The organism is Modestobacter sp. VKM Ac-2977 (genome assembly GCF_026968045.1).
GTDB lineage: Bacteria > Actinomycetota > Actinomycetes > Mycobacteriales > Geodermatophilaceae > Modestobacter.
On record NZ_JAPVBQ010000003.1, the window covers coordinates 648,937 to 670,529 of the forward strand.

22 protein-coding genes and 4 tRNA genes are annotated in these 21,593 nt (G+C 75.6%); 15 read left to right on the forward strand and 11 right to left on the reverse strand.

Features of this window, described 5'->3' with window-relative positions; all coding sequences use genetic code 11:
* Positions 1 to 2: 2 nt before the first annotated feature.
* Positions 3 to 779, reverse strand: coding sequence for an IclR family transcriptional regulator (locus tag O2V63_RS15940; RefSeq protein ID WP_269168536.1), 777 nt, complete (start codon positions 777 to 779; stop codon positions 3 to 5).
* 69 nt (positions 780 to 848) lie between these two features.
* Here O2V63_RS15940 and pcaH point away from each other — a divergent pair, with 69 nt between their 5' ends.
* From pcaH to pcaC, 5 genes are read left to right on the forward strand one after another with little or no spacing between them, the layout of a single operon-like run.
* Positions 849 to 1,616, forward strand: a complete 768-nt coding sequence (gene pcaH, locus O2V63_RS15945) for a protocatechuate 3,4-dioxygenase subunit beta (protein ID WP_269168537.1) — start codon at positions 849 to 851, stop codon at positions 1,614 to 1,616.
* On the forward strand, positions 1,613 to 2,293 hold the full coding sequence (gene pcaG / locus O2V63_RS15950; protein ID WP_269168538.1) for a protocatechuate 3,4-dioxygenase subunit alpha: 681 nt from the start codon (positions 1,613 to 1,615) through the stop codon (positions 2,291 to 2,293). The genes pcaH and pcaG overlap by 4 nt, the downstream gene beginning before the upstream one ends.
* Positions 2,294 to 2,330: 37 nt before the next feature.
* Complete coding sequence (locus O2V63_RS15955; protein WP_269168539.1) at positions 2,331 to 3,677, forward strand: lyase family protein; 1,347 nt, start codon at positions 2,331 to 2,333, stop codon at positions 3,675 to 3,677.
* Entirely contained in the window at positions 3,674 to 4,450 is a 777-nt protein-coding gene (gene pcaD, locus O2V63_RS15960) for a 3-oxoadipate enol-lactonase (protein ID WP_269168540.1), read from the forward strand. Before O2V63_RS15955 ends, pcaD begins: the two co-directional genes overlap by 4 nt.
* Positions 4,447 to 4,857, forward strand: a complete 411-nt coding sequence (pcaC, locus tag O2V63_RS15965) for a 4-carboxymuconolactone decarboxylase (protein ID WP_269168541.1) — start codon at positions 4,447 to 4,449, stop codon at positions 4,855 to 4,857. The genes pcaD and pcaC overlap by 4 nt, the downstream gene beginning before the upstream one ends.
* Before the next feature lie 28 nt (positions 4,858 to 4,885).
* On the opposite strand, the gene O2V63_RS15970 is transcribed toward pcaC, so the two are convergent.
* Positions 4,886 to 6,310 (reverse strand): hypothetical protein, encoded by a 1,425-nt coding sequence (locus O2V63_RS15970; RefSeq protein WP_269168542.1) that lies wholly within the window; start codon positions 6,308 to 6,310, stop codon positions 4,886 to 4,888.
* A gap of 271 nt (positions 6,311 to 6,581) precedes the next feature.
* Here O2V63_RS15970 and O2V63_RS15975 point away from each other — a divergent pair, with 271 nt between their 5' ends.
* Positions 6,582 to 7,634 (forward strand): glycosyltransferase family 4 protein, encoded by a 1,053-nt coding sequence (locus O2V63_RS15975; RefSeq protein ID WP_269168543.1) that lies wholly within the window; start codon positions 6,582 to 6,584, stop codon positions 7,632 to 7,634.
* A gap of 9 nt (positions 7,635 to 7,643) precedes the next feature.
* Here O2V63_RS15975 and O2V63_RS15980 read toward each other — a convergent pair whose 3' ends face one another.
* From O2V63_RS15980 to O2V63_RS16000, 5 genes are all read right to left on the reverse strand, one after another.
* Complete coding sequence (locus O2V63_RS15980; RefSeq protein WP_269168544.1) at positions 7,644 to 9,110, reverse strand: sensor histidine kinase; 1,467 nt, start codon at positions 9,108 to 9,110, stop codon at positions 7,644 to 7,646.
* 16 nt (positions 9,111 to 9,126) lie between these two features.
* Entirely contained in the window at positions 9,127 to 9,867 is a 741-nt protein-coding gene (locus O2V63_RS15985; protein ID WP_269168545.1) for a response regulator transcription factor, read from the reverse strand.
* 111 nt (positions 9,868 to 9,978) lie between these two features.
* Positions 9,979 to 10,052 (reverse strand) — tRNA-Phe (locus O2V63_RS15990).
* Positions 10,053 to 10,075: 23 nt separating this feature from the next.
* Positions 10,076 to 10,152: transfer RNA gene (locus O2V63_RS15995), tRNA-Asp, on the reverse strand.
* A gap of 37 nt (positions 10,153 to 10,189) precedes the next feature.
* Positions 10,190 to 10,262: transfer RNA gene (locus O2V63_RS16000), tRNA-Glu, on the reverse strand.
* A gap of 141 nt (positions 10,263 to 10,403) precedes the next feature.
* Here O2V63_RS16000 and O2V63_RS16005 point away from each other — a divergent pair.
* Complete coding sequence (locus tag O2V63_RS16005) at positions 10,404 to 11,030, forward strand: AMIN-like domain-containing (lipo)protein (RefSeq protein ID WP_269168546.1); 627 nt, start codon at positions 10,404 to 10,406, stop codon at positions 11,028 to 11,030.
* A 15-nt stretch (positions 11,031 to 11,045) separates the two neighbouring features.
* Here the strand turns inward: O2V63_RS16005 and O2V63_RS16010 are convergent, their stop codons facing one another.
* Both O2V63_RS16010 and O2V63_RS16015 read right to left on the reverse strand, forming a co-directional pair.
* Entirely contained in the window at positions 11,046 to 11,372 is a 327-nt protein-coding gene (locus O2V63_RS16010) for a hypothetical protein (RefSeq protein WP_269168547.1), read from the reverse strand.
* Positions 11,373 to 11,478: 106 nt separating this feature from the next.
* Positions 11,479 to 12,003 carry a GtrA family protein gene (locus O2V63_RS16015; protein WP_269168548.1) on the reverse strand — a complete coding sequence of 175 codons (525 nt, stop codon included), beginning with the start codon at positions 12,001 to 12,003 and terminating at the stop codon, positions 11,479 to 11,481.
* A gap of 216 nt (positions 12,004 to 12,219) precedes the next feature.
* On the opposite strand from O2V63_RS16015, the gene O2V63_RS16020 reads away from it, so the two are divergent.
* The 6 genes from O2V63_RS16020 (at position 12,220) to O2V63_RS16045 (ending at position 17,988) form a co-directional block, all read left to right on the forward strand.
* Positions 12,220 to 13,107 carry a Rieske 2Fe-2S domain-containing protein gene (locus O2V63_RS16020; RefSeq protein WP_269168549.1) on the forward strand — a complete coding sequence of 296 codons (888 nt, stop codon included), beginning with the start codon at positions 12,220 to 12,222 and terminating at the stop codon, positions 13,105 to 13,107.
* A 246-nt stretch (positions 13,108 to 13,353) separates the two neighbouring features.
* A tRNA-Lys gene (locus tag O2V63_RS16025) sits at positions 13,354 to 13,426 on the forward strand.
* Between the two features lie 119 nt (positions 13,427 to 13,545).
* On the forward strand, positions 13,546 to 14,841 hold the full coding sequence (locus O2V63_RS16030) for a hypothetical protein (protein WP_269168550.1): 1,296 nt from the start codon (positions 13,546 to 13,548) through the stop codon (positions 14,839 to 14,841).
* 366 nt (positions 14,842 to 15,207) lie between these two features.
* Positions 15,208 to 15,465 (forward strand): hypothetical protein, encoded by a 258-nt coding sequence (locus O2V63_RS16035; RefSeq protein WP_269168551.1) that lies wholly within the window; start codon positions 15,208 to 15,210, stop codon positions 15,463 to 15,465.
* On the forward strand, positions 15,465 to 16,337 hold the full coding sequence (locus tag O2V63_RS16040; protein ID WP_269168552.1) for a hypothetical protein: 873 nt from the start codon (positions 15,465 to 15,467) through the stop codon (positions 16,335 to 16,337). Before O2V63_RS16035 ends, O2V63_RS16040 begins: the two co-directional genes overlap by 1 nt.
* A 91-nt stretch (positions 16,338 to 16,428) precedes the next feature.
* On the forward strand, positions 16,429 to 17,988 hold the full coding sequence (locus O2V63_RS16045; RefSeq protein WP_269168553.1) for a flagellin N-terminal helical domain-containing protein: 1,560 nt from the start codon (positions 16,429 to 16,431) through the stop codon (positions 17,986 to 17,988).
* A 7-nt stretch (positions 17,989 to 17,995) separates the two neighbouring features.
* Here the strand turns inward: O2V63_RS16045 and O2V63_RS16050 are convergent, their stop codons facing one another.
* Both O2V63_RS16050 and O2V63_RS16055 read right to left on the reverse strand, forming a co-directional pair.
* Positions 17,996 to 19,669, reverse strand: coding sequence for a bifunctional 3'-5' exonuclease/DNA polymerase (locus O2V63_RS16050; protein ID WP_269168554.1), 1,674 nt, complete (start codon positions 19,667 to 19,669; stop codon positions 17,996 to 17,998).
* Between the two features lie 35 nt (positions 19,670 to 19,704).
* Positions 19,705 to 19,923 (reverse strand): hypothetical protein, encoded by a 219-nt coding sequence (locus O2V63_RS16055; RefSeq protein ID WP_269168555.1) that lies wholly within the window; start codon positions 19,921 to 19,923, stop codon positions 19,705 to 19,707.
* A 132-nt stretch (positions 19,924 to 20,055) separates the two neighbouring features.
* Between O2V63_RS16055 and O2V63_RS16060 the strand changes: the two genes are divergently transcribed.
* Complete coding sequence (locus O2V63_RS16060) at positions 20,056 to 20,766, forward strand: hemerythrin domain-containing protein (protein WP_269168556.1); 711 nt, start codon at positions 20,056 to 20,058, stop codon at positions 20,764 to 20,766.
* 77 nt (positions 20,767 to 20,843) lie between these two features.
* A complete protein-coding gene (locus O2V63_RS16065; protein ID WP_036333870.1) occupies positions 20,844 to 21,593 on the forward strand; it encodes an enoyl-CoA hydratase/isomerase family protein in 750 nt (249 codons plus the stop codon).

The window sequence follows — 21,593 nt, forward strand, 5'->3', positions numbered from 1 at the left end:
GATCAGCGGAACTGCTCGGTGCGCGCCAGGGCCCGGCCGATGCCGCGGGCGGCCACCTGCAGCACCGGGGCCAGCCGGGCGACGTCGCGCCGCTGGGCCGGCACGACGATGCCCAGCGCGGCGACCACCATCGGCCCGGCCAGCCGCTCCACGGTCACCGGGACGGCGACCGACGCCGCGCCCAGGCTCATCTCCTCCGCGGTGCGGGCCCACCCGCGGCGGCGCACCTCGGCCAGCTCCCGGCTCAGCAGCCCGGCGTCGACGACGGTGTGCCGGGTCTCCCGGGTCGGCTGCCGGAGCACCTGCTCCAGGACGTCGTCCGGCGCGGAGGCCAGCAGCACCTTGCCCACCCCGGTGGCGTGCAGTGGCAGCCGGCTCCCGACCTGGCTGACCACGGGCACCGACTCGCGGCCGGAGATCCGCTCGACGTAGAGCGCCTTGGTGCCCTCGCGCACCGCCAGGTGCACCGTGTCGCGGGTGGCGGTGTGCACGTCGAGGAGGAACGGCGAGGCGACCTGCCGCAGCTCCAGGTCGACCGGGGCGAGCAGCCCGAGGTCCCAGAGCTTGCGGCCGATCTCGTACCGGCCGTCGCTGCGGCGGACCAGGGCGCCCCAGGCGGCCAGTTCGGCGAGCAGCCGGTGGGTGGTGGTCAGCGGGGTGCCCGACCGCTCGGCGACCTCGGAGAGGCTGAGCCGGGGGTGGGCGGCGTCGAAGGCGTCCAGGACCCCGAGCGCACGGGAGGTCACCGACCGGCCGGATGCGGCAGCACCACCGGCCATGGCGTCCTTCTTTCTGCTCAGCGGAAGACGTTGCTTGGGCAGCGTAGTGCCGGGTCGTACGGTCCCGGCATGACCGGGACCACATCTCGCGAGCCGCGACCGGCGTCGGACAGCGCCCTCGTGCTGCCCCGCTACCTCCGGGAGCCCGCCGACCGGCGCACCCCGGTGGCCTACGCCGGTTACAAGAGCACGGGGCTCCGTGCGCCGCTGCGCACGCCGGTCGACCTGCCGCACCGGCTGACCGAGGTCACCGGCCCGGTGCTGGGCGAGGACATGGTCACCGCCGCCGACGCCGACCTGACGCTGCGCCTGGGCGGCGAGGCCCAGGGCCAGCGGATCATCGTCCACGGCCGGGTGCTCGACAGCGACGGCCGCCCGGTGCCGCACGCACTGGTCGAGATCTGGCAGGCCAACGCCGCCGGCCGCTACCGGCACGTGGTCGACAACTGGCCCGCCCCGCTGGACCCGCACTTCGACGGGCTGGGCCGGGTGGTGACCGACGACCTGGGGCGCTACGAGTTCACCACCATCAAGCCCGGCGCCTACCCGTGGGGCAACCACCACAACGCCTGGCGGCCGGCGCACATCCACTTCAGCCTCTTCGGTCAGGCGTTCACCCAGCGGCTGGTCACCCAGATGTACTTCCCGGACGACTCGCTGTTCGGGCAGGACCCGATCTTCAACTCCATGCCGACGACCGCGCGACACCGGGCGGTCAGCCGGTTCGACCTGGAGCGCAGCCAGCCCGACTGGGCGCTGGCGTTCCAGTGGGACATCGTGCTGCGTGGGCAGGACCAGACGCCCTTCGAGACCGACGACGACGGAGACGTGGCGTGAGCGACGACCGACTGTCCCCGCTGGTGCTGGCCGCCGACGAGAGCAACGACCGCCGCCAGGGCACGCCGCGGCGCGGCAGCGGCTTCCTGACCGAGCCCTTCCGGCTGGGCACCACCCCGAGCTCGACCGTCGGGCCGTACCTGGCGATCGGGCTGACCTGGGCCGACGGCCCGGACGTCGTCGCCGAGGGCACCCCCGGCGCCATCTGGCTGCGCGGCCGGGTCTTCGACGGCAACGGCGACCTGGTGCCGGACGGCATGATCGAGACCTGGCAGGCCGACCCGGACGGCCGCTTCGCCCACCCGGACGACCCGCGCGGCGCGGTCGCCACCCCCGGCTTCCGGGGCGTGGGGCGGTCGCACACGGTGGACGGCGGTGCGTACGCCGTCCGCACGCTCAAGCCCGGCCGGGTGCCCGACGGCGAGGGCGGGCTGCAGGCGCCGCACGTCGACGTCTCGGTCTTCGCCCGTGGCCTGCTCGACCGGCTCGTCACCCGGATCTACTTCGCCGACGAGGCCGCCGCGAACGCCGAGGACGCCGTGCTGCGCAGCCTGCCGGACGACGCCTCCCGCGCCACGCTGATCGCCCAGCTCAGCGCGGACGGCTATGTGCTGGACATCCATCTGCAGGGCTGCACGGCCAAGGGCATGGACGAGACCGTCTTCTTCGCGGTGTGAGCGCCGGCCACGCGGGGGCACCCGCCAGGATGGGCGCGTGATCCTCGACGCGACCTTCGCCCGTGGCCCGGTCTCCGCCGGCACCTCCGGGGACGCCTGGCTGGTGGCCCTGCTGGAGGTGGAGGGCGCGCTGGCCCGTGCCGCCGCCCGGGTCGGCCTGGTGGCCGGCACGGCCGCGGACGAGGTGAGCCGGGTGTGCGCCGACCCGGCCGCCCTGGACCTCGCGGCGGTGTACGCCCGGGCCGGGGACGCCGGCAACCCGGTGCCCCCGCTGGTCCGGGCGCTGCAGGACGCCGTCGGCCCGCACGCCGCCCGCGCCGTGCACGTCGGCGCCACCAGCCAGGACGTCGTGGACACCGCGGCGGTGCTGCTGGCCCGCCGCGGCCTGCACCTGGTCGACGCCGACCTCGCCGCGGCCGCCGAGGCCTGCGCCCGGCTGGCCGGCGCACACCGGGACGACGTGCTGATCGGCCGCACCCTGCTGCAGCAGGCGCTGCCGATCACCGCCGGCCTCAAGGCCGCCACCTGGCTCGCCGGGCTGGACGGCGTGCGCGCCCGGATCGCCGCGGTGACGGCGGCGCTGCCGGTGCAGTACGGCGGGGCGGTGGGCACGCTGGCCGCCAGCTCCGGCTCCGGGGTGGACCTGCGCCGGGAGCTGGCCGCCGAGCTCGGGCTGGTCGCCACCGAGGTGCCCTGGTTCACCGTGCGGCTGCCGATCGCCGACGTCGCCGGCGTGCTCGGTGCGGCGGCCGGGGTGGTGGCCACGATCGCCCTGGACGTCGTCCTGTTGGCCCAGACCGAGGTCGCCGAGGTGGCCGAGGTGGCCGAGGGCCGCGGCGGCTCCTCGGCGATGCCGCACAAGAACAACCCGGTGGCCGCGGTCTCCGCCCGGGCCTGCGCCCGCCGCGCCCCCGGACTGGTCGCCACCCTCTTCGCCGCGATGGAGCAGGAGCACGAGCGCGGCGCGGGCACCTGGCACGCGGAGTGGCCGACGCTCACCGACCTGCTGGGCACGGTCGGCTCGGCGGCCTCCTGGCTGGCCGAGTGCCTGGCCTCGCTGCAGCTGGACCCGGAGCGGATGGCGCGGACGGTGGCTGCGGCCGGCGACCCCCAGCTGGCCGGTGCGCTGGCCGAGGCGCTCACCCCGGCCCTGGGCGCGGGCCCCGCGCACGACGCCGCGGCCGCCGCGGTCCGCGAGGCGGCCGCGGCCGGTCGCCCGCTGGCCGACCTCGTGGCCGGGCGCACCGACGTCGACGGCGCCGCGCTGGTCGCCGACGGCAGCCCGGACGTCGGTGAGGCCGGGGCCCAGGTGGACGCCGCCCTCGCCGCCCACACGATCGCACTCCAGTCCGACCCCACCGCAGGAGAAGGAGGACCGGCATGACCGCCGTCGAGGTGCACGCCGTCGTCGAGGGCCCGGCCGATGCGCCGGTGCTGCTGCTGTCCAACTCCCTGGGCTCGGACCTGTCCATGTGGGACCTGCAGGTGCCGGCGCTCACCGAGCACTTCCGGGTGGTCCGGTACGACACCCGCGGGCACGGCCGCTCGCCATCGGTGTCCGGGGAGGCCACGATCGACGACCTCGCCGACGACGTCGTCGCGCTGCTGGACCGGCTCGGGGTGGACCGGGCGCACGTCGCCGGCGTCTCCATCGGCGGGATGACCGGCCTGCGGCTGGCGGTGCGCGACCCGCAGCGGGTGCTCACCCTGGCGGTGCTGTGCAGCTCGGCGCACACCGGCAACCCGGACAGCTGGGCCGACCGGGCGCGCACCGTGCGCGCCGAGGGCACCGGGGCGATCGCCGAGCCGGTGGTCAGCCGGTGGCTCACCCCGCCGTACGCCGCCGCCCACCCCGAGCTGGTCGCCCGGCTGCAGGCGATGGTCACGGCTGCCGACGACGAGGGCTACGCCGGCTGCTGCGCCGCGATCGCGGCGATGGACCAGCGCCCCGACCTGCACCGGATCACCGCGCCGACGCTGGTGGTCTCCGGAGCCGACGACCAGGCGGTGCCGCCGGAGCACCAGCAGCTGATCGCCGACGGCGTCCCCGGCGCCCGGCTGCTCAGCCTCAGCCCGGCCGCGCACCTGGCCAACCTGGAACGGCCCGAGCAGGTCAGCCGGGCCCTCATCGAACACGCCACCGGAGGCACGCCGTGACCGAACCGACCGGACCGCTGGAGACCGACGAGCAGCGGCGGGCCGCCGGCATGCGGGTCCGCCGGGAGGTGCTCGGCGACGCCCACGTCGACCGGGCGGTCGCGGCGGTGACCCCGTTCACCGCCGACTTCCAGGACTTCATCACCCGCGTCGCCTGGGGCGACCTGTGGCAGCGACCGGGTCTGGAGCGCCGCGAGCGCAGCATGCTGACCCTGGCGATCACCGCGGCGCTGCGGCACTGGGACGAGTTCGCGCTGCACGTCAAGGCCGCGGTGCACAACGGGCTGACCGACGAGGAGATCGCCGAGGTGTGCCTGCACACCGCGGTCTACGCCGGGGTGCCGGCGGCCAACCACGCGCTGGCCGTCGCCAAGCCGATCCTGGCCGAGCTCCGCGCCCAGGGCTGAAGCACCTCGGGAGGGGCCCGGGCGGCCGTCAGCCCGCGGGGACCGTGACCGGCACGGTCGCGCGGCCGTCGCCGAGGTCGACGGTGGCGCCGTCGGGGAAGGTCGCGGAGCCCGCGACGACGACGGTCCCCTCGGTGAAGTCGGCGGGCACGTCGAACGCGGTGATGACCCGGGTCGGGGAGTCGTCCAGGTCCAGTGCCGGGAGCGTCGTCCCGTCCGGCAGGCGCAGCGACAGCAGCCCCGGTGGCACCGCACCGGGCGCGGAGTCCGGCAGGGCCATGGTGACGTCGAGCAGCAGCAGCGCGCGGCTCGGGTCGGCCGGTCGCTCGTCGCGGACGAACCACTCGAGCCGGCCGCCGCGCACCGCGATCGTGACCGGCAGGGACGCCGAGACCCGGCCGGGTGCGCTCAGCGTCGCCGGCAGCTGCCGGGAGGCGTCCACGTCGGCCTCCCGGGAGGTGCGGGCCAGCACCTGCAGGTTGTCCGGGCCGGGTGCGCCGGTGAGCAGCGACAGTCGCTGCTCGACCCCGGCGTCGGTGACCACCAGGTCGGCGACGGGGGTGTCGGCGGGCACCGACAGCAGCGCCTCGACCGTGGTGCCCGGTGCGGTCAGCGCCGGGGGGACGGGAACCGGCTGCCGGTCGCCGACCTGGTAGGTGATCGAGGGCGGGGTGGGGGAGCGGCCCTCGCCCTGCTCGACCACGTACCGCACGGCGAGGAACTGCTCGCCGTCGGCCGGCCGCAGGGCGGCGTCCCCGGTGCCCACCCGGTCGGGCTGCGCCAGCCCGGTGACGGTGACCGCCGCGGCCGGGCCGGAGAGCCGGGCCGGGCCCGCCGGCTCGCGGTAGGTGACGTCGGGGAACGGCCCCACCGTGGTGTGGCCGGGCGCCGCCTGGGGCACGGCCGGCGCAGTCAGGCCGCCGGTGCCCCGCGGGGGCTCCCCGCCATCGGGCCGGCGGAGCAGCTCGCGACCGGTCAGCGGCTGCGGGTCGGGGTCGGCGGGCAGCGCGGCCACCGACAGCCGCACGTCGCCCCCGGTCGGGGTGCCGGACAACGGGAACCGGAGCCAGCTGGCGGCGTCCTGACCGTCGACGAAGAGCGCCGGGCCGCAGAGCAGGTCCGGGCGGACCTCGGAGCCGGCGGCGTCGGTCAGCTGGAACCAGCAGCGGCTGTCCTCGCTGCGGACCCCCTGCCGCGCCGCCACGTGGTCGGTGAAGACGCGGTCGGCCTCGGCGAGGACCGCCCCGGGATCGGTGACGTAGCGGCCGCCGTAGGTGAGCGGGTCCTCGCGCAGCAGCGCGAACAGGCCGGCGCCGGCCAGCAGCACGACCAGCAGGGCAGCGCTGAGGATCGACCCGACCGGCCGGGGACGGCGGCGTCCGGTCACCGGCGGCTCGGGGGCGGCCGGGTCGGGCGTGGGGGCACCGGGGCGCTCCTCGCCGTCTCCGCCCACTCGCCCTCCGGCCTCTCGGTGTCCCACGGCGGCCCCGGGGAGCGGCCGACCGGGAACGCTAACCGACCGGGTGGGGCGACCGCACGCACCGCCACCGGAACGGGGAACGGGTCGGGTGGCCGTCGGTCACCCGGACGGAGGAGCGACGCCTTGCCTCTCGGTTCGGGGGCGGCTACACCGGGTAGGGACGATCCGCTGACACACCCCCACCCGTCGAGGAGCACCGCACCTGCCGCGTCGGAGTGCCCGACCGCAGGAGGCGTACGACCGCGTGACCGCAGTGCCCGAGGAGACGGCCCGCCCGCTGCGGGTGGCGACCGTGCCGTACGCCGGCGCCTACCTGGACGCCGTGCTGCCGGACACCACCGTCCGGGTGGGCCCGGCCACCACACCCAGCCCGTGGTTGGACGTCCGTCACCTCACTGCGCACGCCCGCGAGGTCGACGTCCTGCACCTGCACGGCGGGTACGACCACCTGACCGTGGCCGAGATGGAGGCCTGGACGGCGGCGGTCCGGCGCACCGGTGTGCCGCTGGTCGTCACCGTGCACCACCTGGACGCCCTCGAGGGAGCCGACACCGGGACCCACCCCGAGGCCGCCCGCGCCCGGCACCGCGCGCACCTGCGGGCGCTGCTCGGCACCGCCGAGGTCGTGCTCACCCTGACCCGCGGCGCCGCCGACGAGATCGCCGACCGCTTCGGCCGGACGGCGATCGTCGTCGCCCACCCCTCCCTGGCAGGCCCCACCCCGGACGTCGGGCGGGAGACGCGGCTGGTCGGGCTGCACCTGGGGCGGCTGCGCGCCGACGTGCCCGAGGCCGAGGAGCTGGTCCGGGCCGCGCTGTCCGGCGCGGTGTCCGGTGGCGGCCGGCTGCGGGTCGACGTGCACCCCGACGTCGACCTCGCCGCGCGGCTGCCCGGGCTGCTGGCGCTCGCCGACGCCGGAGAGCTGGAACTGGCCCGCAGCTGGCCCGACGACCCGGCCGCCTGGGTCCGCCACCTGCAGGAGCTGCACGTGTCGGTGCTGCCCCGCCGTACGGGCACCCATTCGGGCTGGGTGGAGCTGTGCCGCGACGCCGGCACCCGGGTCGTCGTGCCCGGTGGTGGCCAGCACGCCCAGCAGTGGTCCGACGTCGTCGTGTACGGCAACGACCCGCGCCGGGGCCTGGACGCCGCGTCGCTCAACTCGGCCGTGGTGGCGGCGCTCACCCGGCCGGCGCCGGCCCGGGTGGACCGGGCCTGGCGGGCCGAGCAGCGCGTCGCCGTGCAGCGGGTGCACGCCCAGGTGTACGAGCAGGTCGCCGCCGACGTCGCGGTGGGCTGAGGCGGCGGGTCAGTCGGCCTGGGTGGCGTGCGGCAACCGCACGGTGAACGCGGTGTGCCCCGGGGTGCTGGCCAGCTCCACGCTGCCGCCGTGCGCGGCGACGACGGCGTGCACGATCGCCAGCCCCAGCCCGGTGCTCCCGGCCGAGCGGGACCGGGAGGCGTCGCCGCGGGCGAACCGCTCGAAGACGTGTGCCTGGAGTCCGGCGGGCACCCCCGGGCCGTCGTCGAGGACCTGCAGCACCGACTCGCCGCCCATCACCCGCAGTCGAGTGGTGACGGTCGTTCCGTCGGGGGTGTGCGTGCGGGCATTGCCCAGCAGGTTGACCAGCACCTGGTGCAGCCGGGCGGCGTCGCCGCTCACCAGCACCGGGGTGTCGGGCAGGTCGAGCTGCCAGCGGTGGTCGCGCCCGGCGACGTGGGCGTCGCTGACCGCGTCCACGACCAGGGCGGTGAGGTCGACCTCCTCGGAAGCGAGCTCCCGGCCGGCGTCGAGCCGGGCCAGCAGCAGCAGCTCCTCGACCAGGGCCGACATGCGCAGCGCTTCGGATTCCACCCGCCGCATCGCGTGGCCGACGTCCCCGGCGACCTCGGTGTGCTGCCGTCGGACCAGCTCGGCGTAGCCGCGGATGGAGGCCAGTGGGGTGCGCAGCTCGTGGCTGGCGTCGGCGACGAACTGGCGCACCCGGGTCTCGGACTCCTGGCGGGCGGCCAGCGAGCCCTCGACGTGGTCGAGCATCCGGTTCAGCGCCGCGCCGACCTGGCCGACCTCGGTGGCCGGGTCGGTGTCCTGCGGGGCCACCCGCTCGGCCAGCTGCACCTCGCCGCTGGCCAGCGGCAGCTCGGAGACCCGGGTCGCGGTGGCCGCCACCCGGTCCAGCGGCGCCAGGGTGCGGCGGATGACCAGCACGGCGGTGCCCGCGGCGGCGAGCAGGGCGGCCAGCCCGGCCAGCAGCTCGACGGTGACCAGGTTCCGGACGGCGTCGGAGGCGCCGCTCAGCGGCAGGCCGTTGACCAGCACCTCGCCGTCCGGGGCGGTGACGGCCACCAGCCGGTAGTCGTCGAGGTCGCCACCGAGGTCACGGGTGACCGGCCCGCCGTCGACGGGGAGGTCCGCCAGTACGTCGTCCTGGGCGTCGGTCAACGGCTGCGGAGCGCCGCTCCGGCCCACCACCCCGGAGCCGGTGACGGCCCCGTCGGTCAACTCGGCGACCAGGGTGCCCTCGCCCTGGCCGCGGGCGTCCAGGCCCTCCGGCCCGCGCCGGCCGTCGTCGTCGGGTCCCCGCCCACGGTCGGGGTCCAGTGAGCGTTCGATGACCGCCGCCAACCGTGCGTCGACCTGACCGACCAGCTCCGAGCGCAGCGCGGTCACCGAGACGACGCCGACCAGGGTCAGCACCAGCACGAGCGGGACGACGAAGGCGATCAGCAGCCGGGTGCGCAGCGAGCGGCGGGACCGGGGAGGACTGCCGGTCACCGGGAGGGGACAGACGTCATGCGGCGGGCTTGATCACGTACCCGGCGCCCCGGAGGGTGTGGATCATCGGCGGGCGACCCGCGTCGATCTTGCGCCGCAGGTAGGAGATGTAGAGCTCGACGATGTTGCCCTGGCCGCCGAAGTCGTACTGCCAGACCCGGTCGAGGATCTGCGCCTTGGACAGCACCCGCTTGGGGTTGCGCATCAGGTAGCGCAGCAGCTCGAACTCGGTGGCGGTCAGCCGGACGTCCTCCCCGGCCCGGGTCACCTCGTGGCTCTCCTCGTCCAGGGTCAGGTCGCCGACGACCAGCAGGCCGTCGTCGGCCACGACCCGGCTGGTGCGGCGCAGCAGGCCGCGCAGCCGGGCGGCGACCTCCTCCAGGCTGAAGGGCTTGGTGACGTAGTCGTCGCCGCCGGCGGTGAGCCCGGCGATCCGGTCCTCCAGCGCGTCCTTGGCGGTCAGGAAGACCACCGGGACCAGGGGGGTGTCCGCGCGCAGCCGGCGCAGCACCTCCAGACCGTCCATGTCGGGGAGCATGACGTCCAGGACGACGGCGTCCGGGCGGAACTCGCGGGCTTCGCGGACCGCAGCGGTGCCGTCGGGGGCGGTGCGGACGTCCCAGCCCTCGTAGCGCAGCGCCATGGACAGCAGTTCACAGATCGAGGGCTCGTCGTCGACGACCAGCACCCGCAGGGCGCTACCGTCCGGCCGGGTGAGCTGGGCGCGGGAGCTGGACGCGGGGGAGGTGGTCGTCATGAGACGACTGTGCGTCCTGGACCTGAGAGCTCCCTGTGCGCTGGGCAGGAACTCGCTGGGCGTCTGCCCAGCGGCGAGGAGCGCGGCTGGGCAGACGGGGATGAGGTGAGGTGGGCAGGGGCGGGGTCGAACCGCCGACCTCTCACTTTTCAGGCGAGCGCTCGTACCAACTGAGCTACCTGCCCCTCCCGGTGTGCTGGACACCGGGTGGCGACCCTGACGGGACTCGAACCCGCGACCTCCGCCGTGACAGGGCGGCGCGCTAACCAACTGCGCTACAGGGCCTTGCTGTGGTGCATGGAGCGTTGTGGTGCATGGTGCGTGCCCCCAACGGGGTTCGAACCCGTGCTACCGCCTTGAAAGGGCGGCGTCCTGGACCGCTAGACGATGGGGGCTCGTGGTCGCTGGAGGCAGGGAGAACCATACATGGCCCGGGGCGAGTCCTCGCACCGGGGGGCACCGGTGCGCGTGGCGCCCGTACCGGAGGCGCCCGCCGTGCCAGCATCCACCCCGTGCCGATCCGCCATTCCGCTCGGGTGACCCGCTCTGCCGGGCTCGCCGTCGCCCTCCTGCTGGCGGCCGGCTGTGCCGCGCAGCCCGGCACCGACAGCGCGGCGTCGACCGACGAGGCGACGTCCAGCGCTGCACCGGAGCCCGAGGAGACGCCCGAGGAGGCGCCCGAGGCGACCACCGCGGCAGGGTCGGAGAGCCCGGCGCCGGAGTTCCCGGCGGACACCTCCGTCGACACGGCCGAGCCGGTCGACCCGGAGGGCCTCACGGTGACGGACGTCCGGGCCGCCCCGCACGAGGGGTTCGAGCGGGTGGTGTTCGAGCTCGCCGGCAGCGGCACCCCCGGGTGGCGGGTCGAGTACGTCGATGCGCCGTCGTCCCAGGGGTCCGGGGACGCCGTCGACGTCCCGGGGTCGGCGTTCCTCCAGGTGACCCTGCAGGGCACGAGCTACCCGTACGAGACCGGCGCCGAGGAGGTCGCCCGGGGACCGGTGTCGGTCTCCGGCACCGACACCGTGCAAGGCGTCGTCTACGACGCCACCTTCGAGGGCACCTCGGTCGCCTGGATCGGCACCAGCGCCCAGGTCCCGTTCCGGGTGTCCGCGCTGTCCGACCCCACCCGGCTGGTGGTCGAGGTCGCCGACGCCGGCTGAGTCCGGGGAGGCGGCTCAGCCCAGGGAGGCGCTGAGCTCCACCGAACCGGATTCCACCGTCGTGCAGGTCAGCGACAGCGGCCCGGCGGAGACGCTCTCGCCCTCGGCGCAGGTGACGCTGGTGCTGCCGACGGTGACGGTCGCCCGGCCGTCCTCCGTGCCGCCGTAGGAGAGCTCGGTGCCCAGGATCGTCGCCTCGGCGCCGTCGCCGCTGAGCGTCGCGCTGCACTCGTTGCCCGAGCACTCGACGCTGTACGAGCTGCAGGCCGTGAGCGGGGCGATCAGCAGCATCCCGGCGGCCGCGCCGGCCGCCAGGCGGGCGGATCGGTCCATGATCGACATGCGGGCAGCCTAGGGGCGGCACGCCGAGGCCCCGGTCAGCCGGAGCGGCGAGCCGCGGTGCTCGGTCGCGGGGAGGTCGGTCGCGGGGAGGTCGGTCGCGGGGAGCTCAGTCGCGGGGAGCGGGGGAGAACACCCAGCTGCGCAGGGCGACGAACCGGATCAGGCCGATCGCGCCGGTGACCGCGGCGATCAGGCAGAGCTGGGCGATGGTGCCCACGTCGCCGGTCAGGGTGTGCAGGCCGGCCAGCGCGAGCGAGGTGGCGACCAGCCCGATGCCGGCCAGGCCGCCGCCCTCCCACTGGGCGGTGAACCAGGAGACCCGGCCGCCGGCGTGGAAGGTGAGCCGCCGGTGCATCTCGTTGGCCAGCAGGGTGGAGGCGATCGCGCCGGCGAGGTTGGCGGGCTGGGCGCCGAGGCCCTGCAGGCCGATGAACACCAGGGCGTAGAGCGCGCTGGAGACCCCGCCGACGACGACGAAGCGGGCGAACTGTGCGCCGGCGTCGTCCTGCTGCAGCCGCTCGCGCACCGCGCCTGACCGCTCACGCACCCACGTCGGCGCGACCGCGACGTCGCACCCACCCACGCGCACGCCGCCGACGGAGGTGCGGCGGAGCAGGGACGGGCAGGTCACGGGTCCTCCTCAGGACGTGAGCACGGGTCCATGCTCGGTCAGCAGGGTCATCCTGCGGCAGCAACCAGTGGGCTGCATGTGCATTCCCGGTGCGTTCCCGCAACACTCCGTGACGTCGCTCACGCAGAGTGTCGGTACGCGCGTCGGCGTCCTGCTCGCGGTGGTGAGCCGGTCAACGGCGGGTTCCGGTCGGCTGCGCCGGGTATGGGCCGGTGCATGAGCCTGTTCGGTGTGCTGGACCGCCTGTCCGAGGTGTCGTCGTTCGACGCGAAGCTGGAGTCCGCCCGGACGGCGGTGAACAAGGTGCTGCAGCCACAGGCGTTCCGCGACCTGCTGCACGGCACCTGGCTGGGCCATCCGCTGCACCCGATCCTGGCGATGGTGCCGGTGGGCACCTGGCTGTCGGCCGGGATCCTGGACCTCATGCCCCCGGCCCGGCCGGCCGCCACCGCGCTGATCGGCACCGGGGTGGCGGCCAGCCTGCCCGCGGCGATGGCCGGCGCGGCCGACTGGTCCGAGCAGGACGACGCCGTCCGGCGGCTGGGGGCCATCCACGCCGCCGCCAACGTCGCCGCTCTGGGGCTGTACGTCGGCTCGCTGGTCGCCCGCGGCAAGGGCAACGGCACGCTCGGGCGGGTGCTGGCCTACAGCGGCCTCGGCCTGGCCAGCGGCTCGGCGGCCATCGGCGGCCACATGTCCTACGCGCAGTCCTCGGGTGCGAACCACGCCGTCACCGACGCCCGGCAGCTGACCACCGACTGGATCGACCTCGGCCCGCTCGACGACCTGCCGGAGGGGCGGCCCGCGCTGCGCACGGGCGAGGGCCGGGGCACGCCCGTGGCGCTGGCCGTGGTGCGCCGGGGCGCCCGGGTGGACGCCTTCATCAACTCCTGCGCGCACGTGGGCGGGCCGCTGGCCGAGGGCACCGTGGAGCAGGTGCGCGGGTCGGACTGCATCGTGTGCCCGTGGCACGGCTCGGCCTTCGACCTGGAGAGCGGCGAGCCGCGCCGGGGCCCGACGGCGTCGGCGCAGGAGCGGCTCGAGGTCAAGTACGAGGCCGGCCGGGTGCTCGGCAAGCTGCCCAACCGGCACGTCTCGAAGTGACCGCCGGCGGCTGAGGCCGCTCCGGGTTGGGCAACGTGCGGTCGGTGCCCGGCCGGGTCTCCACGGGGTGACCGGGGTTGGCCGGCAGGGAGGGCGGGCATCGGAGTCAGGTGTTCCTCTTCTTCAACAACCGTCTCGGTTGCATGGGTTCCCTGCTGATCAGCCTCGTGCTCACCGGACTGCTCGTCCTGCTGTTCACCCTGCTCTGACCGGCCCCGGCCGACGTTCTGGGAGACTCGCCCCGCCGGGCCTCTAGCTCAACTGGCAGAGCAGCGGACTTTTAATCCGCGGGTTGTGGGTTCGATCCCCACGGGGCCCACTCGTGCTGGCCTGCGCGTTCGCGCCCTGGGCGACGCTCTCCGGCCGTGCTCGCTCGGTTCAGGTGCTGGCCACCTCGTCGGGTGGTCCCAGCGACCGTTCAACGGCCATGCTGGCGTCGTGGACACCCGCAAGCGTCTTCCGCTGGTCGTCGGCGGGCTGGTCCTGCTGCCCGCCCTGGTCGTGGCCCTGCTGCCCGGTGGCGGTGCGGCTGCTGCGGAGCAGGGCGCTGCGGCCGGGCTCCCGGACCGGATGGCCGGGTACTCCTACCTGACCGGGGACGTGTCCTCCGCTCCCCCCGGGCGTGCGGTGGCCCTCTTCCAGCACGGGTGGGGAGTGGAGTTCATGGACTTCCCGCAGGCGGTCGCGGTCGGTGCCGACGACGACGTCTACCGGCGGGTCGACCTCGCCGAGGACCGGGCCGGCCCGGAGAGCCAGGGCGACCCGGCGCCGATGCTGCTGTCCCCGGAGGGCACCCGGGTCGTCGTGGGCGACCACGACAGCGACCGACTCGACCTGGCGGTGCAGGACCTGGCGACCGGCGAGGTCACCTCGTACCCCCTGCCAGAGGGGAGCAGCGCCGTCCCCGTGGCCTGGTCGCCGGACGGACGGCTGGTCGCCTACCTGACCGGCGACGCGGCCACGAACCCGTACAGCGGGACGCCGGTCGAGGGGGACATCAGCGTGCTCGACGTGTCGAGCGGCGAGGTCCGTGCCCTGGCGGGGGCCACGCAGGCGTCGGCGGCAGCGTTCTCGCCGGACGGCAGCGAGCTCGCAGTGCAGCACTCCGCCGCCGTGGGCGGGACCCTGGCGGTCGTCGACCTCGAGGGCGGGGGGCGGCGCGGTCTCGCCCTGCCCGCCGGGCACCAGCTCGGCGGCGCGGAGGCGTGGTCCCCGGACGGCGCACTGCTGGCCACCTCCCGCGCGCCGTTCCCGTGCCTGGACGTGACCGACGAGGCCGAGTGGGCGGCGTGTCAGGAGCAGTGGGGCGCGATCCCCGACGTCATCGACTTCGTCGCCGCGACCGGCGAGCCCACGGAGGTCCCTCGCCCGGTGGACGGGGTGGTCGCGGAGGCGGGCAGGGTGCTGGGCTGGGCCTCGGCGCGGGAGGTGGTCGTCCTCGCCGGGCGCGACCGGGTGGAGGGCAGCGACCCGGACGAGTACTGGGTGACCCGGGTGTCCCTCGACGACGGTGCCACCGAGCGGCTGAGCGCCGTCCCCACCGGCGGCGGCAACTACGGGGTCGGGCGCTTCCAGCTGGCCGCAGGGCTCGTGCCCGAGCTGGACGTGCGGGCCGCCGAGGAGCCCGACCGGGGACGGTGGCCGGTGACGCTGCGGGTGACCACGGCGCTGCTCGCTGCCGCAGCCGCGGGTCTCCTGGCGTCCATGCTGGTGCGGCGGGCGCGCCGCCGCTGACCCTGCTCCAGGACCGCGAAAGTGACTGGCACGTGCCGTGCAGAAGCGTCATCGACCGTTCCGCGGTCGTGCGCGAGAAACGACACGGAAGGGGCCGGGGAATGGCGGGCGCAACATGCCCGATTCCTCGCGCGATCAGGGTGACCGTGCCCGAGAACGGGAAAAGTCCAGCTCAGCGCCGCGCACATGTCGACAAGACGGCTGCTGGGAGGCCGGTCATCGACCGTTCGGGTGCCCCGCACAACGATTCGGTGACGGGACCGTGATGACGGTGTGAAAGCGCGTCGTCCGGGGCGTCGGGAGCCCTAGCTTTTGGCATGTCCGCGGCGCTTCCCCAGCCGCGACGGACTGCACCGAGGAGCCCTTGTGACCACCCTGCTCGACCTGGCACCCCGCCCGTCGTCCCGTTCCGTGATCCCCGCGGAGGAGGAGCTGGACCTGGCCGCCCTGCTCCAGCTCTTCGAGGCCGGCGTGGACGGCGGGGACGCCGAGGAGGACGGCGTGGACGGGACGACGCCGGTGCACACCTCCCTGTGGTCGTCGGCTGTCGCACTCCTCCGGTGGGCCCAGGGCTCCTCGCGTCGGGCCGCGAGCTGGGGCGCCGTCTCCGGTGGGTGGCAGTGATGCTGATCTGGCCGGTGGTCGCAGTGGTCGGTTTCGTGGTGCTGGCCGCGCTCGTCGTGGCCCTCGCGCAGCGCTCGACCGCGCAGTACGAGTTCGAGCGGAACCAGGTGCAGGGCCAGCGTCAGCAGGCGTCGGCCGAGGCGGCGGTCCCGGTGGCGGTGGGCGTGGTGGCGGTCGCCGGCGGTGCGGCAGCCCAGGCCCAGATCGCTGAGCCGGCCAACGCAGTGGCGCGGCAGCCGGCCCCGGCCAGCGGCATGGCGGCACACCCGGCGGGCCGGCAGGGCGGCGCGCAGGGCACACCGCCGGCCTGGTGGCTGGTCGAGGAGCAGGAGGACGGCGCCCGCGAACAGGTGCTGGCGGGCCCGTTCGCCGACCCGATCGAGGCCGACTGGCTGGCGATGTCGGCACCGGCGGGTGCTGGCCGGGCCGTCTACGGTGTGCTGCGCTCCGACGGCCGGCTGATCCGCCGGCAGCTGCCGGCCGAGCGGGAGTGGCTCAGCGACCTCGGGGACCAGCTCGACCGGCTGCCCGAGGAGTGGGACGGGCCGCTGGCGGACGAGGACGAGCTCGTCTCGCTGGGGGTCGAGGTGACCGCGGCGCTGGTCGAGGCGGGGCTGCAGCTGCACGACTGCGCGGGGGAGGGCCCGGCCGGCGGCGTGTGCCTCACGCCCGAGCCCGGGCACCCGGGTGTGCTGGTCAGCTGGCACCAGCACGACCGGATGAGCCGAGACCACGTCCGCGGCGTCGCGGCGCAGGAGGCAGTGCAGCACACGATGAACGCCGCGATCGCCGAGTGCCTGCTGCAGCTGGGCTTCGACGTCCAGCCGTTCGGTGCAGCCGGGTGCTTCCTCGTGGCGGTCGACCCGCACTGAGCGGACGGTGGCCCGGGGCGACCACGCCCCGGGCCACTGTCACCATCCCGCCGCACGGCTGCGGCGGTCCACCCGGCCATGAAGGAACAGCGTGGGTCTCACCGTCACCACCGGCATCGCGGCGAGGAACGCCTCCCGAGTGCTGGCGACGAACGACCAGGCGCTGCGCACGTCGCTGGAGCGGCTCTCCTCGGGCTTCCGGGTCAACCGGGCCGCCGACGACGCCGCCGGGCTGACCCTCTCCGAGGGCCTGCGTTCCCGGATCGGGGGGACGACCCAGGCACTCCGCAACGCCCGGGACGGCATCAGCGTCCTGCAGACGGCGGAGGGCGCGCTGCACGAGAGCGCCGCGATCCTGCAGCGCATGCGCGACCTCGCCGTCCGGGCGGCCAACGACGGGGCGGTGGACGTCGCCGGCAGGTCGGCCGTCCAGGCCGAGCTGAGCCAGCTCCGGGACGAGCTGGACCGGATCGCCGTCACCACCACCTCGCACGGCAACACCCTGCTGGACGGCACCTGGGACCGGGTCTTCCAGGTGGGCGCCCAGGTCGGCGAGACGATCGGGCTGCGCCTGGGCACCGGCACGAACGCCGTCGCACTCGGGCTCGCGGACGTCGACGTCACCCGGGGCGAGCCGGTGGTGCGGACGACCGCGGCGGTGGGCCCGGACGGCACCGACAGTCCCAGCGGCGCCGCGCTGGTGTTCGAGGGCGTGACCCTGGTGGCCGGCGGCGTCGCCGCGCTCGCCGGCACCATCTCGCTCGATGGCCTGACCCTCGACCTGGGAGCGGTGAGCCATCCCGATCCCGAGGGCGACGGCGTGACCGACGCCGAGGCCGTGGCCAACCTGAACGCGGCCGCGCGGGCCGCCGGCTTCAGCTGGCCGCACGACCCGTTCCTGGACGACGGCGACGACCTGCTCGTCCGCGGCCCGCTGCCCGCCGACGACGCGACGGCGGCGGACCTGGCCGCGGCCACCCCGGTGTACACGCCGCTGACCGGCGCGCCGCCGGTCACCGTGTGGACGGTCCCCGCCCTGCCCCCGGACAGCCCGGCGGCCGGTTCGCTCGCCTTCCTCGATGCCGCCGCGGGCGGCCACGTCCCGCGGCTCACCGGCACGGTCTCCGTCGGCGGGCGGACCCTCGACCTGGGACGGGTGTCCCTCGTCGACACCACCGGCGACCAGGTCGTCTCGCTCGCGGAGGCGCTGGAGCAGCTGGGCGCCGCGGCCCAGGCGGCCGGCCTCACCAGCGGGGACGGCGCCTTCACGGCCGTCGGCGACGACCTCGTGTTCCGCGGCCCCGTGCCCGCCGACGACGCGACCGCGGACGAGGTGCTGGCGGCCGGCCCGGTGTACCGCCCCGTCGTCGGCGCCCCGGCCGCGATCCGCGCCATCGACCAGGCGATCGGGCTGGTCTCCGCGCAGCGGGCGGAGCTGGGGGCCGTGCAGAACCGGCTCGAGCACACGATCAGCAGCCTGGGGGTGGCCCTGGAGAACGCCACGGCCGCGGAGTCGCGGATCCGGGACACCGACATGGCCCAGGAGATGACCCTCTTCACTCGCGGTCAGGTGCTGACCCAGGCCGGCACCGCCATGCTCGCCCAGGCGAACCAGTCGGCGCAGCGTGTCCTGTCGCTGCTGCAGGTCTGACCGGGCGTCAGTCCGCGTCGGCCCAGGACTCGACGACCGAGACGTCGAGCGGGAAGTCGACCGGGAACGAGCCGAACAGCAGCCGGCCGGCCTCCGCCGCTGCCCGGTGCACTGCCGCGGTCACCTCGTCGGCGAGGTCGGCGGGGGTGTGCACCACGACCTCGTCGTGCAGGAAGAACACCAGGTGCGGGCGGTCGGCGAGCTCCCCGGCGTCCCCGAGCTGCCAGAGCCGGTTGCGCAGGTCGGCCAGCCAGCACAGCGCCCACTCCGCCCCCGTGCCCTGGACGACGAAGTTGCGGGTGAACCGGCCCCACGCGCGGCGGTCGCGGGCCCGGTCCTCCGGAGCCACATCGTCATCTGACGGTTCCAGGGCGCGCTCGGCCCAGGCGCCGGTCGGCGGGGGAGAGCCGCGACCGAGCAGCGTGTGCACGACCTCGCCCCGCTCGCCGGCCCGGGCGGCCTCCTCGACCAGGCCGATCGCCCGCGGGTAACGGCGGGCCAGCCGGGGGAGCATCCGCCCGCTCTCGCCCCGGGTGCCGCCGTACATCGCGCCGAGCATGCCCAGCTTCGCGTCGCTGCGGCTCGGCACGGCGCCGCTGTCGACCATCGCCTGGTACAGGTCCGCCGCACGGGCGGCCTCGGCCATCGCCGTGTCGCCGCTCATCCCGGCGAGCACCCGTGGTTCCAGCTGGGAGACGTCGGCGACGACGAACCGCCAGCCGGCGTCGGCGACGGCCGCCGGCCGGATCTGCACCGGCACCGACAGCGCGCCTCCGCCGGAGGACGCCCACCGGCCGGTCACGACCCCACCGGGCAGGTAGGTGGGGCGGAACCGGCCGTCGCGCACCCAGCTGTCCAGCCACGCCCAGCCGTACGCCGTGAGCAGCCGGGCCAGCTTCTTGTACTCCAGCAGCGGCGGGATGCCGGGGTGGTCCAGCTGCTCCAGCGTCCAGGACCGGGTGTCGGCCACCGGCAGCCCCGCGGTCTGCAGCGCCCGCAGCAGCTCGCCGGGGGAGTCCGGGTTCAGCTGCGGCGCCCCCAGGGCGGTGCGGATCTCCGGCACCAGCCGTTCCAGCTCCGCCGGCCGCTGCCCCCGCAGTGGTCGTGGGCCCATCAGCTCGGTCAGCAGCCGGTCGTGGACGTCGGCGCGCCAGGGCAGCCCGGCGTGCGTCAGCTCCGCGGCCACCAGCGCACCGGAGGACTCCGCGGCGAGCAGCAGCGCCAGCCGGCCGTGGTGCGGCGAGGCGGCCAGGGCCGCCTGCTGCCGGCCGTGCTCGGCGCCCGCGTCGAGCCGGGCGGCCAGGTCGTCGAGGGCGAAGAGGGCGTGGTCCTCGGCGGCGACCGGCGCGAGCGCGTCCCAGGCCGCGGCGTCGTCCCCGGTGAGGAACGCCTGGTCGACGAAGGGGGAGTGGCGCAGCAGTGCCCGGCTCAACCGCAGGTCGGAGCAGCGCTCGACCCGTACCCCGGCCGCGAGCAGCCCCGGGTACCAGCGGGTGGTGTCGTCCCAGACCCAGCGGGTGCGTGCGCGCTGTCGGACGAAACCAGGCAGCTCCTCCTCCACGAGCCGCACCGGCGCACCGGCGCCGGCGAGCGGGTGCGCCTCCACCTGACCGGGCGCCGGGCGGACCAGCAGCACCCGCTCCGGGACGCCGCCGTCCTGCACCGGACTGCCCGAGGTCACCGCGGCAGTGTCCTGGACGGGTACGACGCGACCGCTCAGCTGCCGTGCTGGCAGGCCGGGCAGAGCCCGGTGTCGTCCGGCACGTCCTCCACCGGCACCACCTGGACGTACGCGCCGCACAGTGCCGGCACGTCCTCGTGCGACTCCAGCGCCGGACGTCCGACGGTCGCGTCGACCGCGTGCAGCGGCCCGGCCAGCTTCTCGCCCACCGGGTCCTCTGCCGTGCGCCGGGCCCGCCCGATCACGTTCGCCATGTCCTCCACTCTCCCTCACCTCCGACGGGCGGGCTCGCCCGGCGCATGGGACGGACCGGTCCCGGGCAGGGACCGGGAGCGTCCCAGTCCCGGACGCCGCACCGCCGCACCGCCGCACGCCAGGAGAACCGGATGTCCCGATCGATCGCCGACCAGACCGTCGAGGAGCTCGGCGGGCCGGGTAGCGTGTTCTCCCGCCAGCGGGACGACCACGCGCAGCTGGACCGGCTGCTGCACGAGCTCGACGGCGCCACCGGCACCGACCAGGAGCGGGTGCTGCGCCGGATAGACCGGCTGGTGTTCAGCCACGCCTTCGCCGAGGAGACCGTGCTCTGGCCGGTGATCCGGCGGGTGCTGCCCGATGGCGACGCGCTGACCCGCCAGGTAGAGGAGGAGCACCAGGAGGTCAACGAGCTGGTCAGCGAGCTGGAGACCCTCCCGCGCGACGACCCGCGCCGGGCCGCGGCGCTCTCCCGCCTCGTGGAGGTGCTGCGCGAGGACGTCCGGGACGAGGAGGACGTGCTGTTCCCCCGCCTGCAGGAGGCCCTGGACGCCGACGCGCTGCGCCGGCTGGGCCGCCAGTGGCAGCTGGCCCGGCTCGTCTCACCGACCCGGCCGCACCCGACGGTGTCCCGTCGTCCGCCGGGCAACGCCCTGTCCGGGCTGCCGCTGACCGTGCTCGACCGCACCCGCGACCTGGTCGACGCGGGCGTGCAGCACGCCCCGACCCGGATCGCCCCCGCCGGCCAGGCGCTCAGCCGCGGGCTGGCCACGGTCGCCGGCTGGGTGGAGCGGGTGCCGCCGGCCCGCCGCGGCGACGACGGGCAGTCGACCAGCCGATGAGAGACGTCGCCGGCCACGTGGTCTGATCGCAGGGACACGGCCGGCACCGCCGCCGGCCGACGACGCGAGGGAGTCGCATGTCCGGCAGCTCAGGCGAGGTCCAGCTCGAGGTCACCGACGGCGTCGCCGTCGTCACGCTCAACGCCCCGGAACGCCGCAACGCGCTCACCCCCGCGATGGCGGCCGAGTTGATCGCGACCTTCGACGAGGTCGACGGCCGGGACGACGTGGGCGCGCTCGTGGTGCAGGCGGTCGGGAAGTCGTTCTGCGCCGGCGGGGACGTGCAGACCCTGACCGACGCCGGCCGCGACCCGGCGGCGCCCGAGGCCTACGCCGGGATGGGGGCCATCTACGACTCCTTCTACCGGCTCGGCCAGGTCCGGGTGCCGACGATCGCCGCCGTCCGCGGCTCGGCGGTGGGCGCCGGGATGAACATGCTGCTCGCCGCCGACCTGCGGATCGTCGCCCGGGACGCCCGGCTGATCTGCGGCTTCCTCAAGCGCGGCATCCACCCCGGCGGCGGGCACTTCGTGCTGCTCTCCCGGCTGATCGGGCGCGAGGCGGCTGCCGCGATGGCACTGTTCGGCGAGGAGCTCGACGGCGAGGCCGCGGTGCGGCTCGGGCTGGCCTGGGAGACCCACGACGACGACGCCGTCGAGGGCCGTGCCCGGGAGCTCGCCGCCCGGGTGGCCCGGGACCCGGCCCTGGCCCGGCTGGCGGTCGGCAACTTCCGCAAGGAGACCGGCCCGCCCGGGGTCAGCTGGGAGATCGCCACCCAGTTCGAGCGGCCCGCCCAGATGTGGTCGATGCGCCGGCCGACCGACTGA